This window comes from Streptomyces sp. 6N223, assembly GCF_052246635.1.
In the GTDB taxonomy this organism is placed as follows: domain Bacteria; phylum Actinomycetota; class Actinomycetes; order Streptomycetales; family Streptomycetaceae; genus Streptomyces.
In genome coordinates, this window is sequence record NZ_JBQQCA010000040.1 from 47282 (window position 1) to 63771 (window position 16490).

The 16490-nt window shown below is 71.0% G+C and carries 18 protein-coding genes; 9 read left to right on the plus strand and 9 right to left on the minus strand.

What is annotated here, in order from left to right:
- Positions 1-246 precede the first annotated feature (246 nt).
- The 3 genes from ACTWQH_RS22845 to ACTWQH_RS22855 all read left to right on the plus strand — a co-directional run bounded on the left by ACTWQH_RS22845 (position 247) and on the right by ACTWQH_RS22855 (position 4353).
- The gene (locus ACTWQH_RS22845; protein WP_443288564.1) at positions 247-1413 is read left to right on the plus strand and encodes a Cmx/CmrA family chloramphenicol efflux MFS transporter; all 1167 of its coding nucleotides are present in this window, start codon (positions 247-249) and stop codon (positions 1411-1413) included.
- 49 nt (positions 1414-1462) lie between these two features.
- Positions 1463-3337, plus strand: a complete 1875-nt coding sequence (locus tag ACTWQH_RS22850; protein ID WP_443288566.1) for a serine/threonine protein kinase — start codon at positions 1463-1465, stop codon at positions 3335-3337.
- A gap of 248 nt (positions 3338-3585) precedes the next feature.
- The gene (locus tag ACTWQH_RS22855; protein ID WP_443288567.1) at positions 3586-4353 is read left to right on the plus strand and encodes an SAM-dependent methyltransferase; all 768 of its coding nucleotides are present in this window, start codon (positions 3586-3588) and stop codon (positions 4351-4353) included.
- Positions 4354-4790: 437 nt separating this feature from the next.
- Here the strand turns inward: ACTWQH_RS22855 and ACTWQH_RS22860 are convergent, their stop codons facing one another.
- From ACTWQH_RS22860 to ACTWQH_RS22900, 9 genes are all read right to left on the minus strand, one after another.
- Positions 4791-5372 (minus strand): dihydrofolate reductase family protein, encoded by a 582-nt coding sequence (locus tag ACTWQH_RS22860; RefSeq protein WP_443288568.1) that lies wholly within the window; start codon positions 5370-5372, stop codon positions 4791-4793.
- Between the two features lie 66 nt (positions 5373-5438).
- Entirely contained in the window at positions 5439-6389 is a 951-nt protein-coding gene (locus tag ACTWQH_RS22865) for a helix-turn-helix domain-containing protein (protein WP_443288569.1), read from the minus strand.
- Between the two features lie 38 nt (positions 6390-6427).
- The gene (locus ACTWQH_RS22870; protein ID WP_443288570.1) at positions 6428-6988 is read right to left on the minus strand and encodes a hypothetical protein; all 561 of its coding nucleotides are present in this window, start codon (positions 6986-6988) and stop codon (positions 6428-6430) included.
- Between the two features lie 57 nt (positions 6989-7045).
- Positions 7046-7615: an AAA family ATPase gene (locus tag ACTWQH_RS22875; protein WP_443288571.1), complete on the minus strand. Its 570-nt coding sequence runs from the start codon at positions 7613-7615 to the stop codon at positions 7046-7048.
- Entirely contained in the window at positions 7612-8769 is a 1158-nt protein-coding gene (locus ACTWQH_RS22880) for a PQQ-dependent sugar dehydrogenase (protein ID WP_443288573.1), read from the minus strand. Before ACTWQH_RS22880 ends, ACTWQH_RS22875 begins: the two co-directional genes overlap by 4 nt.
- Positions 8770-8797: 28 nt before the next feature.
- A complete protein-coding gene (locus tag ACTWQH_RS22885) occupies positions 8798-9115 on the minus strand; it encodes a hypothetical protein (protein WP_443288574.1) in 318 nt (105 codons plus the stop codon).
- Positions 9116-9204: 89 nt separating this feature from the next.
- Positions 9205-9465: a DUF397 domain-containing protein gene (locus ACTWQH_RS22890; RefSeq protein WP_443288575.1), complete on the minus strand. Its 261-nt coding sequence runs from the start codon at positions 9463-9465 to the stop codon at positions 9205-9207.
- Positions 9466-9480: 15 nt separating this feature from the next.
- Complete coding sequence (locus ACTWQH_RS22895) at positions 9481-9681, minus strand: DUF397 domain-containing protein (protein WP_443288576.1); 201 nt, start codon at positions 9679-9681, stop codon at positions 9481-9483.
- 11 nt (positions 9682-9692) lie between these two features.
- Positions 9693-10544, minus strand: coding sequence for a helix-turn-helix domain-containing protein (locus ACTWQH_RS22900; RefSeq protein WP_443288577.1), 852 nt, complete (start codon positions 10542-10544; stop codon positions 9693-9695).
- A 251-nt stretch (positions 10545-10795) separates the two neighbouring features.
- Here ACTWQH_RS22900 and ACTWQH_RS22905 point away from each other — a divergent pair, with 251 nt between their 5' ends.
- The 6 genes from ACTWQH_RS22905 (at position 10796) to ACTWQH_RS22930 (ending at position 16467) form a co-directional block, all read left to right on the plus strand.
- Positions 10796-11266, plus strand: a complete 471-nt coding sequence (locus ACTWQH_RS22905) for an ATP-binding protein (protein WP_443288578.1) — start codon at positions 10796-10798, stop codon at positions 11264-11266.
- Positions 11236-12246 carry a PQQ-dependent sugar dehydrogenase gene (locus tag ACTWQH_RS22910; RefSeq protein WP_443288579.1) on the plus strand — a complete coding sequence of 337 codons (1011 nt, stop codon included), beginning with the start codon at positions 11236-11238 and terminating at the stop codon, positions 12244-12246. The genes ACTWQH_RS22905 and ACTWQH_RS22910 overlap by 31 nt, the downstream gene beginning before the upstream one ends.
- A gap of 139 nt (positions 12247-12385) precedes the next feature.
- Positions 12386-12739 carry a hypothetical protein gene (locus ACTWQH_RS22915; protein WP_443288580.1) on the plus strand — a complete coding sequence of 118 codons (354 nt, stop codon included), beginning with the start codon at positions 12386-12388 and terminating at the stop codon, positions 12737-12739.
- Positions 12740-12811: 72 nt separating this feature from the next.
- Positions 12812-14482: a serine/threonine-protein kinase gene (locus ACTWQH_RS22920; protein ID WP_443288581.1), complete on the plus strand. Its 1671-nt coding sequence runs from the start codon at positions 12812-12814 to the stop codon at positions 14480-14482.
- A 34-nt stretch (positions 14483-14516) separates the two neighbouring features.
- Positions 14517-15521, plus strand: coding sequence for a C40 family peptidase (locus ACTWQH_RS22925; RefSeq protein ID WP_443288582.1), 1005 nt, complete (start codon positions 14517-14519; stop codon positions 15519-15521).
- A gap of 244 nt (positions 15522-15765) precedes the next feature.
- The gene (locus ACTWQH_RS22930) at positions 15766-16467 is read left to right on the plus strand and encodes a phosphatase PAP2 family protein (RefSeq protein ID WP_443288583.1); all 702 of its coding nucleotides are present in this window, start codon (positions 15766-15768) and stop codon (positions 16465-16467) included.
- Positions 16468-16490: the final 23 nt, after the last annotated feature.

A 16490-nucleotide genomic window follows, 5' to 3' on the forward strand; every position in this document is an offset into this window, starting at 1 on the left:
TGAGCCCCGAATCAGACAGAGCGGAGCCGCCGGTCGCCCGGCGGCGAGTCGCTGTCTGACCTTCTGGTCGATCTCCTCCGGGCCCCGGGCCCCGGGCCCCGGGTGCCAGGCCCTCAGGTCCCAGCTCGCTTCCGGCGGCCGGACTCGCGCTCCGCGCGTCTGGTCCCGCCTTCGGCTCTCCCTCCCCTCCAGCGCGCGGGCGCCCCTGCCTGCCCGCATACGCCAACGCGACCGCTGGAGTCGACCTTGCCTGTCTTCATCTACGTCCTGAGTCTCGCTGTCTTCGCCCAGGGCACCTCGGAGTTCATGCTGTCCGGCCTCGTGCCGGGCATCGCCGGCGACCTGTCCGTGTCGGTGGGCGCCGCCGCGAGCCTGACCTCCGCGTACGCGATCGGAATGATCGTCGGCGCGCCGGTGATGGCCGCGCTGAGCGCGCGCTGGCCCCGCCGCCGCGCCCTTGCGGGCTTCCTCACGGCGTTCGTCGTCGTGCACGCCGTCGGCGCCGTCACGACGAACTTCGCCGTCCTCTTCGCGACGCGCGTCGTCGCCGCCATCGTCAACGCCGGCTTCCTGGCGGTCGCGATGTCCGTCGCGACCGCCCTCGTTGCCCCGGCGAGGCGGGCCAGGGCCACCGCCGTCCTGCTGTCCGGTGTCACGCTGGCGTGCGTGGCCGGCGTACCGGCGGGCGCGCTGCTCGGCGAGTGGTCCGGCTGGCGTTCGGCGTTCTGGGCGGTCGCGGCGCTGTGCCTGCCCGCGCTGGCGCTCGTCTTCCGCTCGGCACCCTCAGGGCCCGCGGACGCGACCCGCCGGCACGACGTCTCCCTCGGGCGGGAGGCACGTGCGCTGCGCTCGCGCCCGGTGCAGCAGGCCCTCGTCCTCGCGGCCGCCGTCAACGGGGCGACCTTCGCGACCTTCGCCTACCTCGCCGTCATCGGCACGGACGTCGCCGGCCTGCCCGATGGCGCGGTGCCCGGGCTGCTCGCGGCGTTCGGCGTCGGCGCCTTCGCCGGGGTGACGACGGCCGGCCGCGTGGGCGACGGACAGCTCAGGCGCGGCGTTCGCCTCGCGGTGTACGCCCTGCCCGCCGCGTGGGCCGCCCTGGCCCTGACCAGCGCCCACGCGGTCCCGCTCTTCGTCGCGGCGGTCGTGCTCGGCGGCCTGTCCTTCGGCGTCGGATCGACGCTCGTCAACCGCGTCATGCACGTGGCCTCCGACGCCCCTTCCCTGAACGGCTCCTTCGCCACCGTCGCCCTGAACGCCGGCGCCTTCCTCGGCCCGCTGCTCGCCGGCGCCGCGACGGAGACGACGGGCGACTACCGGGCCGCGGCGTGGTCGAGCGCCGCCATGGCGGCAACGGCGGTCGCCATACTCGGAGTTGCGCGTGGTGCGGCCACTCGGCGGACTGTGGTCTGATGAGCACTGCTGAGCGGACGATCCGACCACAGACAGGGGGAACTGGGACGTGCTGGGGCGAGGAACGGTGCTCGGCGAGCGCTACACGTTGACGGAGCGGCTCGGCGGCGGCGCGATGGGCGAGGTGTGGCGGGCGGACGACGGCGTGTTCGAGCGGCAGGTGGCCGTCAAGATCCTGCATCCGCGGCTGCTTGACGAGGCCACCTTCGCGGCCCGGTTCCGAAGGGAAGCCAAGCTTCTCGCCGCGCTCAGCCATCCCGGCATCGTCAACGTCCACGACTACGGTGAGAGCGGGGGCGACGAGGGCGAGGACGGGGGAGGGGGCGGGGACGACTCCGGCGTGCGGCTGGCGTACATCGTCATGGAGTTCATCGACGGTACGCCGTTGGATGAGGTCCTCGCGGAGCGCGGCCCGCTGCCGGTTGAGCGGGCGCTCGACATGGTCGCTCAGGCGCTGGAGGGGCTGCATGCCGCGCACCGGCGGGAGATCGTGCACCGCGACATCAAGCCGGCGAACCTGATGCTCCGGGCCGACGGCCGGGTGACGGTGACCGACTTCGGGATCGCCCGTACGCCGTCCGGCACCAAGCTCACCGACTCGCACTCGGTGATCGGCACTGCTCTCTACATGGCGCCCGAACAGGCGGAGGGCCTGGGCGCGATCCCGGCGTCCGATCTCTACTCCATCGGCGTGGTCCTCTACCAGCTGCTGACCGGGGAGTTGCCGTTCACCGGCGAGACTGCGGTTCAGGTCCTGCTGAAGCAGATCAGGGAGCCCGCGCCGGAGCTTCCCGCCGCCTTCCCGGAGCCGGTGCGTGCCTTCGTCGCCAAGGCGCTGGCCAAGCGGCCGGAGGACCGGCACGCGGACGCTGCGGCGATGGCGGCGGCGGCCCGCCGTGCCGCCACCGGACAGCCGCCCGAGCCCGAGCCCGAGCCCGCGCCCTTGCCCGCGGCCGGACCGGCACCCACCCCCGCGCCCCCTCCGCCTGCTCCCCCGCCGGGGCACGCTGCCCAGGGGAAGGCGGACGACACCATCGTCCTGGCGGCGAAGCGGAAGCAGAAGCAGGGCCAGGAGCGGAAGCGGCGGCGCATACCCGTGGTCCTGCTGCTTCCCGTGGTGATCACGCTGGGCGGAGGCACCTTCTGGTACATGGATCCGTTGCCGGACCACAGCGAAACGGACGTGCCCGAGGCAGGGGATACGCCCGCGGCCTCCGGTGGACAGAGCCCCGACTCCACGCCTCCGGGGTCCGCATCCCCCAGCGCCACGGAATCGGAGTCGGAATCCGAATCGGATGACGACCCGAACGGGTCTCCGTCGGACGACGCCGATGGGGGAGGCGGCGACGACGAGGACCAGGCGGGAAGCGGCGGCGACGCCAGCGGAGGCCAGGGCGGAGACGGCTCGGGGACGAGTGGCGGCGGCAGTTCGGGCGGCGGCTCGGCCAGCGGCGGTGGATCCGGCGACCCGGACCCCTCGGACCCTGATCCTGATCCTGATCCGGGGCCCAGCATCCCGCAAGGCTGCGGCAGCGATGGCTGGGGCCACATCACCAACGTTCACGACGGACGCAAGGCCGGCCTGGCTGCCGACCGTCCCCAGGATGGCACCGAGGTGATCACGGGCGGCACCACCACCTATGGGTGGGTGCGTTCGTCTCAGCAGGGCGGATTCACCTACTTCACTGCCTGCAACCTGAGCAGTCCCAGCCTCGCCGTGCCGTACGGCATGGGTGGCGTGGAACTCACGTCCGGCTACGACGCCGCTACGGGTTGGACCCTGGAGAGCGCCAGTTCGGGCGCCTATTACCTCAGGACGATGGATGGGCGCTGCCTGACCAACAACGGCGAAGGCGAGCAGCTGACCGTCATCACCTGCACGACCGGGAACGAGTCCCAGATGTGGCGGATTCCCGAGGCATAACCCTGCCGGGCTCGGCGCGGGCCTGTCGGCCGGCGCCGTGGTGGCGGCGTGGCTGGTCTTCGGGCCGATGCTGTCGCTGGTGGGGCGGTTCGGCGGCCTGGTCCGGTGATCACCCGACCAGGGCCGTACAACACCCCGCTGTGATCGTGCCAGGCAACGCCGGCTGGCGCGTCAAGGCGACCAGCTGGCCCCAGGAACCGCGCTGAAATCCAGGTGCGCGTGGCCCTCGGCCGTGTCAGCCTCGGCCGGTGAATCGTGAACAGATCTCCCAGCTCGCCCACGCCGACCACCCGATCTCGGCCCCGCTCGGCGACGACTCGGTGCGTCGGCTCCTCGAACGCGCCGTCCCAGGCGGCGCCGCGCGCCCGCCGCGCGTGCTCGACCTCGGCTGCGGGGGTGGGGAGTGGCTGCTGCGCGCCCTGATCGCGTACCCGGAACTGCGGGCGGAGGGCGTGGACATCGCGGCGGGCGCGCTCGCGCGGGCGCGCCAGGCCGCGCGCGATCTCGGCGTTGATCAACGCCTGATCCTCCACGAGGCGGACGCCGCCGACTTCGCCGCCCCGCACGCCTTCGACCTGGTCCTCTGCGTCGGCGCCACGCACGCCTTCGGCGGCCTGCTCCCCACCCTCGCGGCGGCGCGCAAGCACCTGGCGGCCGGCGGGCGTGTCCTGGTCGGGGAGGGGTTCTGGGCCGCCGAGCCGTCGCCCGAGGCCGTCGAGATGCTCGGGGAGGACCTGGCGGACCTGCCGACGACCATCGACCGCGTCGTCGCCGACGGCTGGACGCCGGTCTACGGGCACATCAGCACGCGGCACGAACTCGACGACTACGAGTGGGCGTGGACGGGGACGCTGGCGGCGTGGGCCCTGGACCACCCCGACGATCCGGACGGCGCCGCCCAGGCACTGGCGGCGTCCGCCACCCACCGCGAGCAGTGGCTGCGCGGCTACCGGGACGCGTTCGGCTTCGTCTGCCTGGTCCTGCGAAGGAACTCCCTGCCTCCGGCGGACAAGTGAGGAGGGAGTTGTTCATGCACAGTCCCTGACCGACCGGAGGAGACGACCGCGTGCGCAGGACGCACACAGCGCACAGAAGGACAAGCAGGAGTCCGGCGGCCGGGGGGTCGGTGTCCTTCCGTGCCACGGCGACCGACCGGGACGGCGACGCCACGACCGTGACCGTCGTGGACGCCTACCGCACGAGGTAGCCACCCGGAGGATCGGGGACGAACACGCCGGCCATGCGGCTCTTCACAGTTGAGGGTGTAGTCGCTGGCTGGAAGGTGGCTGGCGCGTCGGTCCCGGGGTAGCTGTCGAGGTCTTCCGATTCAGACCGTGCTGGGGCGGATCGGCGTCGGCTGCCCGACCAGGGACAGCGATGCGCAAACGCAGCCGGAGGCCCGATCTTGTGTCACCGTTCGCAGTGGACTTCTTCGCGTACCCGCTCAGATCGGTCAACGGCGCACCCGATAGCGCAGGTGAAGCACCCGGTCGCCCTGAATCACCACGTCAGGATCCTCCAACAGGTGCTGCGCGTCGACCGACCCGAAGTAGCGCTTGCCGGACCCGAACACGACGGGTACGACGTCCATGCGCACCTCGTCGATCAGGCCCGCGGCAAGCACCTGGCCACCGACGTCGCCAGCGGCGACCTCGACCATGCGGTCAGCCGCAAGCTCCTGCGCCTTGGCCACGGCTGCCTCGACACCGTCGACGAAGTGAAACGGAGCCTCGGGGTCCCAGCCCTCGGGCTCCGGCCGGTGCGTCACGACGACCACGTGGTCGATCCCGCCCGGAGGCTTCCCGTCCCAGCCGTCCGTCATGTCGAAGACGTGGCGGCCGACGATGGTCGCCCCGATCTGATCCCAGTACGGCCGGGTGTAGTCGTAGGACGTCTGCGACACCTTCAACTCGCCGCTCTCGTCCAACGGCACGTCACCGCTGGACAACCAGTCGAACAGCGGTCCGGGCTGGTCGTTCTCGTCCGCGACGAAGCCGTCCACCGACACCGAGCTGTACATGACCACCTTGCTCACGGGGCTCTCCTTTGCTTTGGGATGCCCCCAAATTAGCGTTTCGTGAGCTGTCGCTCTTGTAAGAAATCAATCGGCCGGCAGCGGCCAGCTGTCCAGCACGTGGCCGGGATGTTCGCGCAGGAACCGCCGCCGGACTTCGACGTACCGGGTCGGCGTGAGCCCGGTGAACGCCCGGAACTCGTGTCCGAAGTGGGCCTGGTCGAAGTAGCCTGCGCCACCGGCGAGGTCGCCCCAGTCGATCGGTCCGGCGGGGTTGATCGCGAACACGGTGGCGGTGAAGCGGTAGGTGCGGGCCAGCCGCTTCGGCGTGACGCCGATGAGTTCCTTGAACCGCTGTGCCAGATGAGTGCTGCTGACACCGGCTGCCACCCTCAGGTCGCCGATCGCCACCGCCCCGCTGGTCGCCGCGATGACACTGCTCGTATGGCGGACCAGCCCCAGGCCGGCGGTCTCGCACAGCCGTCGCCTTAGCTCCTCCTCGAGCAGCGTCAGCATCTCGTGCGGTCCGTCCGCCGTGGCCAGCCGGTCTCGCAGCTCAGCAATGGCGGGCCGGCCCCAAACCTGCTCTACCGTCACCGGCCGGTCACACAGCTCGGCCGCGGGCATCGGCAGGAACGGCGCCAGCCCCCACGGCTTGAAGTGCACGCCGACGGACCGGGTCCGGAATGGGTAGCCGAACTCCAACGCGCGGGTGGGCATGGTGACCACGCAGCCGTCGGCGTACTCGGCCGTCTCAATGTCGGTGCCGGCGCGGATGCGGAACGGCGCCCCGAGGTTGACGATGAGCAACGCCGCTGGCATCGGCGGCAGCGTCAGCCGGGCGTACGGCGGCGCACCCTCCAGGTAGTACAAGTCGTCGATCAGCCCGTCCAGCGGCGGTCGCGGCACTCTGGACACGTACTCCATGCCCACAGCATCGCCGACGCCCCGCCGGCATCGCGCGCCGGGATGGTCCAGCCGCGCTGCCGCCAGCATCGAGCCGGCGCCGATCCCGGACGAGCGCCCGGCCGCGGACACATGGGGGAGGCGCTCATCCCCGATCTCGCCACCGATTGTCAAAGAAGCCGACTCAGGTCGCCTCCGGACACGGTGTCCTCCGGGTCCGTGGCGCGGGACTCGAAGCGGAGAACGGCGCCCGTCTCGCCGAAGGCAACCACCGTGACGGTGACGCCATTGGCGAAGCTGACGTAGCCGGTGCCCTCGATGATGGCGCCCACCTCGCCGAACTCCGGGCGTTCGGTGCCGACCAGCATCACGTTGCTGGCGGGGTCGGCCGAGACAACGAACAGGGAGAAGCCGAACTCGGGATCGAGAGGTATCTCGGCTTCCTCGACGTAGATCTCGCAGTCGGCCTGCCGACAGGCTTCCACGTCGGTGCCGTCCTCGGCCGGGAGGGGAGGGGATTCGCTCGGAGTCGGTGTCGGCTCATGCGTCGGCGTCGGCGTCGGCGTCGGCGATGGTGTGGTGGGGGAGGGGGTGGGGTTACGCGGCGCGGCCTCGCTGTCGCGGGCAGCGTCGTCGGGTGCGGTGTCGTCGGAGGACGACGAGCAAGCGGGCAGCAGCAGGGCGGAGAGGAGGAGTGGCGCGGCGATCTTGGCAGTCGTCGGAGTCCGCATAGGGCTGTCTAACGCCAGGCGTCCGGGAGGGGTCACGGCTCGCCCAGGCCGGGTACGTCAGCTGGTGAGTGGGCCGGAAGCGAGGTGAGAGAGCACCGTGCGCACTCCGTCCTCGACCGGGTTGACCGCGTCGACCACGAGCCGCTCGACGGTCAGGGGCGGATACTCGGTGCGCATCCGTTCCACGTGATCCCACCCGACCTCATGCCAGCCGGGGATGTTGCGTGCGCGGCCCTCCACCCGGGAGCGGTGCAGGGACTGGTCGGTGCAGACGCACTCGACGACGTGCAGCGTCGCGCCGTACGCGTCGGTGACCTCGCGCCATGTGGTGATGACTGCGTCATTGAGCAGGCAGTCGGTGACGGCGGACTGGCGGAGCATCAACTGCCGCGTGATGAGCGTCTCCAGCAGGCCGTAGTACATCGCGAGATACGCGGGCCGGTCCAGCGCCGCGAGCACGCCGTGGGGCTTGAGCGCCCCCATGAGCCAGTCACCGGCGAATGCGGGGGCACGGATAGTTGTGGCCACCCGTTCGGCCAGCGTCGACTTTCCGGTGCCGGGCAGTCCGGTGAAGGCGATGACCTTGAGGGGCGGTGCGTCCCCCGCGTCGCTGGTCATCTGCGTCATGTGACGTCGAGTCGGAGGACGCGCCCGTCGGAGCTGAGGAGGTGAAGCGTCTCGCCGTCGGCGACCACGTCGGTGGCCTCGGGCGTCAGGCCGGGATCGGAGAGCGGCGTCGCACCCTCACCCGCCAGGCCACCCCTGCCGTCTGGGGGGGCGCGCCAGATCTCCTGACCGGCCGCCGTGGTCACCCAGAACGGATGGGAGTCCCCTCCATAGGCGAGCCCTGTGGGCTGGCCGCTGAGGTCCAGGGGATCCCCCACCGGCATCGGCGGCCCGACGGTGCCGTCCTGGGCGTCTCGCTCGACGACGCTGAGCGCGGGCGGCGACGACGCGGTCCCGTCCCCCGCGTCGATGACCCACAGCCGCCCGCTCGGGTCCCAGGCCAGCCCCTGCACATCGCTGAAGCCCGAGGCGTAGACGGCCGACGTCGGGTCGGGGTTGTCGCCGGGAACGTCGCCGGTCGATGTCACGCGCAGGATCTCAGTGCCCGCGCTCGCCGTGAGGTTGCCGTCGTGGTCGAAGGCGAGCGCGCCGCCACCGATGGGGAGATCTTCGATCATGCTCTCGTCGCTCGGCGTCAGCTGATCGCCCTCGGAGTCGTCCTCGTCGTAGACGTAGGTGCCGATGCGGCTCTCATCGCCACGGGAGTAGTAGGCGTACACCGTGACGTCGTCGGTGGCGTCGGGCTCGGCAGCCAGGCCCAGCAGCATGCGATCGCCTCCGAGGGCAACGCTGTGCAGCTCGCCCGCCTCGGCCACCGTGCCCTCGTCGTCGCCGACGCGATAGATCACGCCGTCCTGGGTGCCGACCAGCAGGTCACCGTTCGAGAGCTGCGTGATGCAGCAGGCGTTGCCGATGCCTTCGGCGAGCGTGGAGACGTCTTCGATGGTGCCGCTGTCTGAGGCCGCCTCATACGTCTCCGGCACGGCCGGAGTGGTGGGGTCGCCGTCTGGCGGGGGAGAGTCGATGAGCCCGTCTCCGTCGCTGTCACCATCGTGTTCGGGCGTGGGGGTGGCCTCACCGTTCTGATCCGTGAGGCCCATGTGTGCCGCCCGGTTCGAGGCAGGGCCGACCGAGCAGCCGACGGCCAGCGCCGTGACGAGGGCGACGAGCAACACGCCGCCTGCCGCGCGCCGACGGCGGCTGCCTCCCCGCATGGGTATACGTCTCCTCGTGCAGGCTCTGCTAGATCGCCATGCCGTAGATGATGGTGAACAGGGTGCCGAGCGAGCCGATGATGAACACCCCGGTGAGACCGGCGACGATCAGGCCCTTGCCCTGCTCGGCGCTGAACGAGTCCCGGAGGGCGGTCGAGCCGATCCGCTGCTTGGCTGCTCCCCAGATGGCGATGGCCATGCAGATCAGGATGGCCAGGGCCATGACCACCTGAACCATCGTCCGGGCCTCTTCACCGAGAGCACCGAAGGGTCCCCAGTCGGGGGCGATCCCACCGATGATCTCGTTGATGTCCTCGTCCTCTTCTTGCGCTTGTGTCAGGTCCATGTGCACTCACCACCCAACTGGCTCTTGCCGTACCTTCTTCGGATTGTGCCACGCCGGAGTGACAGCCGGAGACTCTGAGTGCAGCTGTATCAGGACACGAGGGGGTGTGTTCTGGCCCACGCCAGCAGGGTGCGGAGGCGGGCCGGGCTGGTGACCAGGACGGCGGCGGGGTCGTCGGACTCCCGGAGGCCGATGGTGCGGTCGGGGGTCGTGGTGAGTTCGAGGCAGTTGTTGCTCTCGTTGCTGTGTGATGACTTCTGCCAGTGGGCGGAGGACGCTGCGGTCAGCTCCAGGCAGTTGTTGCCAGCAGAGCTGAAGGATGACCTCTGCCAGCCGAGGGGGGGCAGCATCTTGACTCCGAGGGACTATCGCGCTGCGGCTTCGGATCGGACGATGGCCAGGAGCGAGCGAAGGCGGTCTGGTGTGGTGGTGAGAACGATCTCGGGATCTTCGGACTCCCGGAAGTGGACCGGGCCCTCTGGCTTGGGGCACGCGAGTTCGATGCAGTTGTTGCCCTGAGCGCTGAACGAGGACTTCTGCCAGCTGATCGGCGCGCCGGTCGTCATGCTGTCTGCTCCTAGAGGCTCTTGGCGATCTCGTGGATGAAGTCGCGTGACTTCTCCGGGTCCAGGGATGCCCGCTCGAAGCGCGTCATGAAGGTGCGGTAGTTCTCCAGTTGAGCTTCTGCGTGCAGGAAGACGCATCCATGTTCGACGTCCAGTTGCACGGTGTCCAGTTGAGGAACCGGCCCTTCGGCGTAGAGCACGGTCTGTCCAGTTCCCGGGATGACGCCTGCGGTGAAAGGGATGACTCGCACCGTGACGTTAGGCCGCTCGCTCATCTCCACGATGTGTCGGAGCTGCGCGCGAGTGAGCTCCGGACCACCGAACTGCATACGCAGGGCAGCTTCGTGGATGATCGCCGTATAAGGGATCGGTTCGTCGCGAAAAAGGATCTCTTGCCGCTTGATCCGAAGTGAGACGTGGTGCTCGGCGAGCAGGTGTGGCATCTCCGGGATGTTCTGCCGGACGATCATCCGGGAGTAGTCCGTCGTCTGCAACATGCCGGGGAGCAAGGCGACTTGGGCTGTGCGGACCGCCTTGGCGTAGTGCTCCATCTCCGCCAGGTCTACAAGCGCAGGGATCACTCTGTCCCTGTAGTCATCCCACCAGCTCCGCGTCCGCCCGTCCGCCATGTCGGCGAGGGCTTCGACAAGGGCTGGATCGGAGCAGCCGTAGGCGTGGGCGAGCGTGCGAACCCGATCTGGGCTTACGCCGAGCCGAGCGACCTCGATGTTGCTCACGCGGGACTGGGTGAGTCCCAACATGGCAGCCGCCTCTGTGGCGGACAGCCCTGCTCGTTCACGGAGCTTGCGGAGTTCGATCCCGAGCCGACGCTGTCGAACAGTGGGCGCGTTCCGAGTCGCCATCAAGGACCTTCCCCTCGAACGGTATTCGCATGTCCTGACCGTGGTGACTTTAGTCACCGATTCGGTGGACGATAGCCACCCGCGCAGCCTACAGTAGGTGCACACCTGGCCACCCATCGTGGCACGGAATCCGGCAGCCCCTGACCTCCCGAGGGCGGAGATGCCTCGGCTCGTGCCTGTCCGACGCTGGTGCGTCTGCCAGATCCGTGGTGGTCAGAAGCCCTCGCATTCGCCGTGCAAGGAGGCCCGCTATGACTCTGCTGCTCGACCAACCCACTGACCCCCACCCCCACCCCCACCCCACCGACTGGGAACTGAGCGTCCATCTGCCCTCCGACGCCCACGCGCCGCGCCTCTGCCGACGGGCCGTCGTCAACGCCGTCCACGAGTACGGCCTGCCGCACCTAACCCACGACGGCGCGCTCGTCGCCTCCGAGCTGATGACCAACGCCGTCCAGCACGGCCGCGGACCCCTCTCCTTCCGCGTCGCCTGGTACTCCGTCCGCCACCGGCTCCGCATCACCGTCTGGGACACCGGCCACGGCCGTGCGCCCGACCGCCCCACACCACCCGCCCCGGACCAGGAGAGCGGGCGTGGGCTCGTCATCGTCGCCGCGCTCGCCGTCGAGTGGGCGCAGTACGCCATGCCCGGCGGCGGGAAGGCGCTGTGGGCGGAACTGGGGCAGCAGCCATGCGCGTGCTCTACGCCGTCCTCCTCCTAACCGCCCTCGTCGTCGGGTGCGCCGCCGGTTGTACGGTCGGGCCCGCCGCGAACCGGGCCGGGGAAGGGGACACGGAGCCGGGGCCGGAGGCATCCGGCGTTCCGGAGGTGCCCGGGGAACCGGAAACGGCCCCGGCCGAGGGGGATGTGGCGATCACCGCCATGCTGCCGACCGGCCTCCGCGACCCCTGCTGCCTCGCCGAGCTGCCCAGCGGCGACCTCCTCCTCGGCACCCGCGAGAGCGGCACGATCCACCGGCTGGACACGACGACCGGTGACCTGACCGACCTCGGCACGCTCTCCGGCGTGGCGTACGCCCCCGACCGCACGCTGCTGGCGTTGACCGTCGAGTCGGAGGACCCCGACGCCAAGGGCCTGTTCGCCTACTACACCGAAGGCGAGAGCGCGGCCATCGCCCGATACGGCTACGACGCGACAGAGGGGGAGTTGGACGAGTTGGACTTCACCTACTCGACGCTCGTCAGCGGACTGCCACAGCCCGAAACGGGAAGAGCCGCGCTCGCCTTCGGCCCGGACGGGATGCTGTACGCCGGGACCGCGACCGGCGACATCCTGCGGATGACCTCCATCGGATGGACCCCGGACGACAACCCCGACCCCGGGTCGTTCACGTACGCCACCGCCCTCGGCGGCAGCGTCACCGGCCTCGCCTGGGACGGGACCGGGCGGCTGTGGGTGGCGACCCCCGGCCAGGTCAACGCCGTTGGGGCGCCGCCGCTCCGCACGTGGCCGCCCGGTGAGCGGGTGACGGGGCTGGCGTACATTCCCGCCTCCGGCTCGCTCTGGCTGAGCACCGCCACCGGCAACGGCGGCCTGTGGCGTATCCCACTCAACGGCGTTCGGCAGCCGGAGCTGTTCCCGCTCCACGAGCCGCCGGTCGCCCTCCTGCCCGCCCGCCAGGGCGGCGGGCTGTGGCTGCTGACGGCCGACGGGACCGTGGCGAGGGCGGCGGTGAGGTGATCGAGGTGATCGAGGTGCATGAGGTGAATGTGGTGAGTGAGGTGAGTGAGGCGAAGGGGCGTGCGTCCCCCCACCTGCACGCCAGTTCGGCGCCGTTACGGGCTGGTGACGATCAGTTCAGCGCACCTATGCTGTCTGTGTGCCCTTCCCAGCGCACCCTCACGAATCCGCGTCCGAGTCAGAGACGGATACCAAGACCAAGGCCAAGACCAGTACCGAGTCGGAGACCGGAAACGAACTCGGGCTGAGCCCCGACGACATCCTGGTCGTCATCGGGCATCCCTTCGGGGATGTCGTCGTGCCCCTGGGGCACTGGATCGCGACCGGCCCCGGCCCGCGCCCGTACGTGCGCCCGCTGAGCGCCCGCTCACGCGCGACCGGCGAGCCCTTGCCCCTCTCCATCATCCCGCTGCGCTACCGCAACGACGAGGAGGCGCGGCAGGCGATCCGTGACGGGCGGGTGGAGGATCCCTGGGCGCCCGGCCGCTCCTAGGCGTGAGCGTGGGCGTGGGCGTGGGAGCCAGCCTTGCGCTCATGCGGCGCTGATGCGGCAGAGTAGGGCGCCGTGGAGGGATTGCGGGCGCAGGATCCTGCGCGGATAGGCGAGTTCACGCTGCTGGCGCGGCTGGGGGCCGGCGGCATGGGGCGGGTGTATCTGGGGCGGTCGCCGGGTGGGATTCAGGTGGCGATCAAGGTCATCCGGGAGGACATCGCCGAGTACCCCGAGGCCCTGGCGCGCTTCCGCCGCGAGGTTGACACGGTGCGCGCGGTGCGGAGCGTGTACACCGCGAGCCTGGTCGACGCCTCACTCGACGCGCCGCCGTACTGGCTGGCCACCGAGTTCGTGCCCGGGCCGACGCTGCTGGCCGCGACGCGCGACGCGCCGCTGCCGACCGCGCTCGCGACGCGGCTGTTCGCGGCGTTGGCGGAGGGGCTGGCGGTCGTGCACCAGCACGGGGTGATCCACCGCGACCTGAAGCCGCACAACATCATCCTGGCGCCGGCCGGGCCCCGGCTCATCGACTTCGGCATCGCGCGCGCCGCCGAGCACACGCACCTCACCCACACCGGGCACGCACCGCCGGGCACGCCGGGGTACACGGCGCCCGAGGTGCTGCTGGGCGAGGAAGCGGCCACGGCGGCGGACGTGTTCGCGCTCGGCGCGACGATGGCGGCGGCGGCCACGGGACGGGCGCCGTACGGGGGCGGCGAGTGGGCGGTGGTGAGCTACCGGGTCGTGCACGGCGAGATCGACGTGGCCGGGGTCGAGCCGGAGCTGGCGGCGTTGATACGTGCGTGCGTGGCGCGCGAGCCGGCGCGGCGGCCGGGGCTGCGGGACGTCGTCCAGCGGTGCGGGGTCGGCTCGGCGCTCGCGTCGGAGCCGGCGTACCAGGCGCTGGCCGGGCGCGGCGAGCGCGTGCCGGCGGACCTGCCGACGGCGGTGGCGGCCGGGCTGGTCCCGCCGGGGCACGGGACGCCGACGGCGCCGGGCTGGCAGCCGCCGATGCAGCCGCCCGTGCAGCCGCCGATGGTGCCGCGTACGCCGACGCGGCTGGACGGCCAGGCGGCGGGGCCGGGGCGGCGGGGCCGCCGCACGGGGCTGGTGGTGGGCGCGGCCATGGCGGTGGCGGTGCTGGCGACGGTCGTGACGCAGTGGCTGCTGCCGGGGGACGTGGACGGGGACGGGGCCGTGGAGGACCCCGGGGACGGGGAGCCGACCTGGTTCTCGACGGGGTCGGGGCTGGTGGAGATGTCGCCCAGCGCGGACGCGGAGACGACGGGAGAACCGCCGCGCCTCGATCCGGACTTCACGGCCACCGAGGTCTGGCAGCCCGACGCCGGGTTCTGCTCGCTGCCGGCGGCGGAACGGCTGGAGAACCTCCAGTACAGCGTGGACGCCGACTCTCACCCGGACAGGGTGGAGATCGGCTGGCGGCTGAAGTTCCCCCCGGAGCCGGGCGACATGGACGCCCCCTACTACGTCGCCGCCGCCCTCCGCCCCCCGCCCGATCCCGAGAACAACGGATCGGGCGGCTTCTCCACCGTCTCCGCCACCGAGTCGTTCGATCTCCTGGCGGGAGATCCGACCCAGTGGACCGATGTCACCTACCCCGACGACTTCCGGAACCCGATCCCGCTTGAGGAGGTGTCAGGCGACTGGACGGTGATCTTCTACCACGTCCAGTCGCCGACCGAGGCCGGAAGCGTCGCGTGCAGTGGATTCACGAGGCCGTAGCGTCGTGGTGCGGGAGCAAGGGAAGGCTTGAGAAATGCGGCGGATCTGGCTGGTGGTGGGTGCCGGCTTCGGGATGATGCTGTGCTTCCTGGCGTTGCTCGTCGTCGGGGTGTACAGCGCGGCCGGCGGGCTGCTCGGCGGCCTCGGGGACAACGCCTCGTCGGGGAGCAGGCAGCTGGCGCGCAACGCCGTGCCCGCCGAGTACGAGAGCCTGGTGCAGGAGTGGGGCAACCTCTGCCCGACCCTCTCCCCGGCCCTGCTCGCCGCGCAGCTCAACCAGGAGAGCGGCTTCCTGACGGACCAGACGAGCCCGGCGGGCGCGCAGGGCATCGCGCAGTTCATCCCCGGCACCTGGGCCACGCACGGCTTCGACGCCAACGGCGACGGGGAGGCGAACGTCTGGGACCCGGAGGACGCCATCCCCTCGGCCGCGCAGTACGACTGCACCATCGCCGGGTACGTGGAGGACGTGCCGGGCGACCCGGTCGACAACATGCTGGCGGCGTACAACGCGGGCGCGTACGCCGTCATCCAGTACGACGGCGTGCCGCCGTACGAGGAGACGCAGAACTACGTGCGCGTCATCCGCGAGGCCGAGGCGAGCTTCGCCGCGCCCGTCGAGGACGAGGAGGAGAGCCTCCAGGCGCTGTCGCCGTCCGAGGCGGCGGCCGGGGCGGTGAACTGGGCGCAGGAGAAGCTCGGCACGCCGTACCTGTGGGGCGGCGACGGCCTGCCCGAGGAGGGCGGGCGGTTCGACTGCTCGGGGCTGACGATGCGGGCGTACGAGTCGGTCGGGATCGAGCTGCCGCGCGTCGCCAACGACCAGTGGAACGCCGGGCCGCACCCGGAGCGGGACGAACTGCTGCCGGGGGACCTGGTCTTCTTCGCCTACGACCTGGAGGACTCGCGCAGCATCCACCACGTGGGGATCTATGTCGGCGGCGGTCACATGATCAACGCCCCGTACACCGGGGCCGTGATCCGGTTCGACCCGATCGACTCGGCGGACTACTTCGGCGCGACTCGCCCGACGGCCTAGACCTTGTAGTAGATCTTGTAATTGTCTCCCCGTTTCGTGTGCTTGTCGGCATTGTGCAGCCGATGTGGCGGTCCGCGCGCTATGCGTTGCTGTTCGATAACGCTGCGGTGATCATTCGATCGAGCTGGGCACCCTGGGGGTGGTAAACGGCGTTAGCTGTTCCGGTGGTTCCGGTACAGGGGCTCCTACCCCTGCCGTCCCAGCGGCAGGGTCCCCCCACACGATGAAGGGGCCGCGACAGCACATGTCTGGAATCTGGTCAGGTTGGTCCGGGATCGACAATCCCGACATCGAGATGGACGTCCTCCGCGACCTCGGCGGCGGCGAAGGGCTGCCGGGCTGGGCGCAGGACGCGGTCGTGGCCGTCGGCGAGTACGGGATTCCCGCCGCGCTGGTGGCGGTGGTGCTGCTGGCCTGGTACGCGGTGCGCCGGCGCGCGGACGCGGCGGTGGCGGTGGCCGGGGTGCTGTGGGCGGGGCTGGCGGCCCTGGTCGCGTATCTGGTGAACATGCCGATCCGGGACTTCGTGGCGCGGCCGAGGCCCGAGGGGCACACGGACCTGGCGGAGCTGAACGCCCTGATCGACGAGTCCGGCTACTCCTTCGTGAGCGACCACGCCAGCACGGCGATGGCGGTCGCGGTCGCGCTCTTCCTCGTCCACCGGTGGCTGGGGGCGGTGGCGTGCGCGCTGGCGTTGCTCCAGGGGTTCGCGCGTGTGCTGATGGGGGTGCACTACCCGACGGACGTGATCGGCGGGTACGCGCTGGGCATGGCGACGGCGCTGCTGCTGGCGCCGCTGGCGCAGGCGGGGCTTACGCCGCTGGTGCGGGGCGCTGCGCGTGCGCCGGGTCTGGGGTGGCTGGCGCCTGCGGGCGCAGCGGACGCGCCTGCGGGCGCGGGTGCGGGCGCGGGTGCGGCGAAGCCGGAGCCCGACCTGGCGGCCTGAGGCCCCGGGGCTCCGCCCCGGAC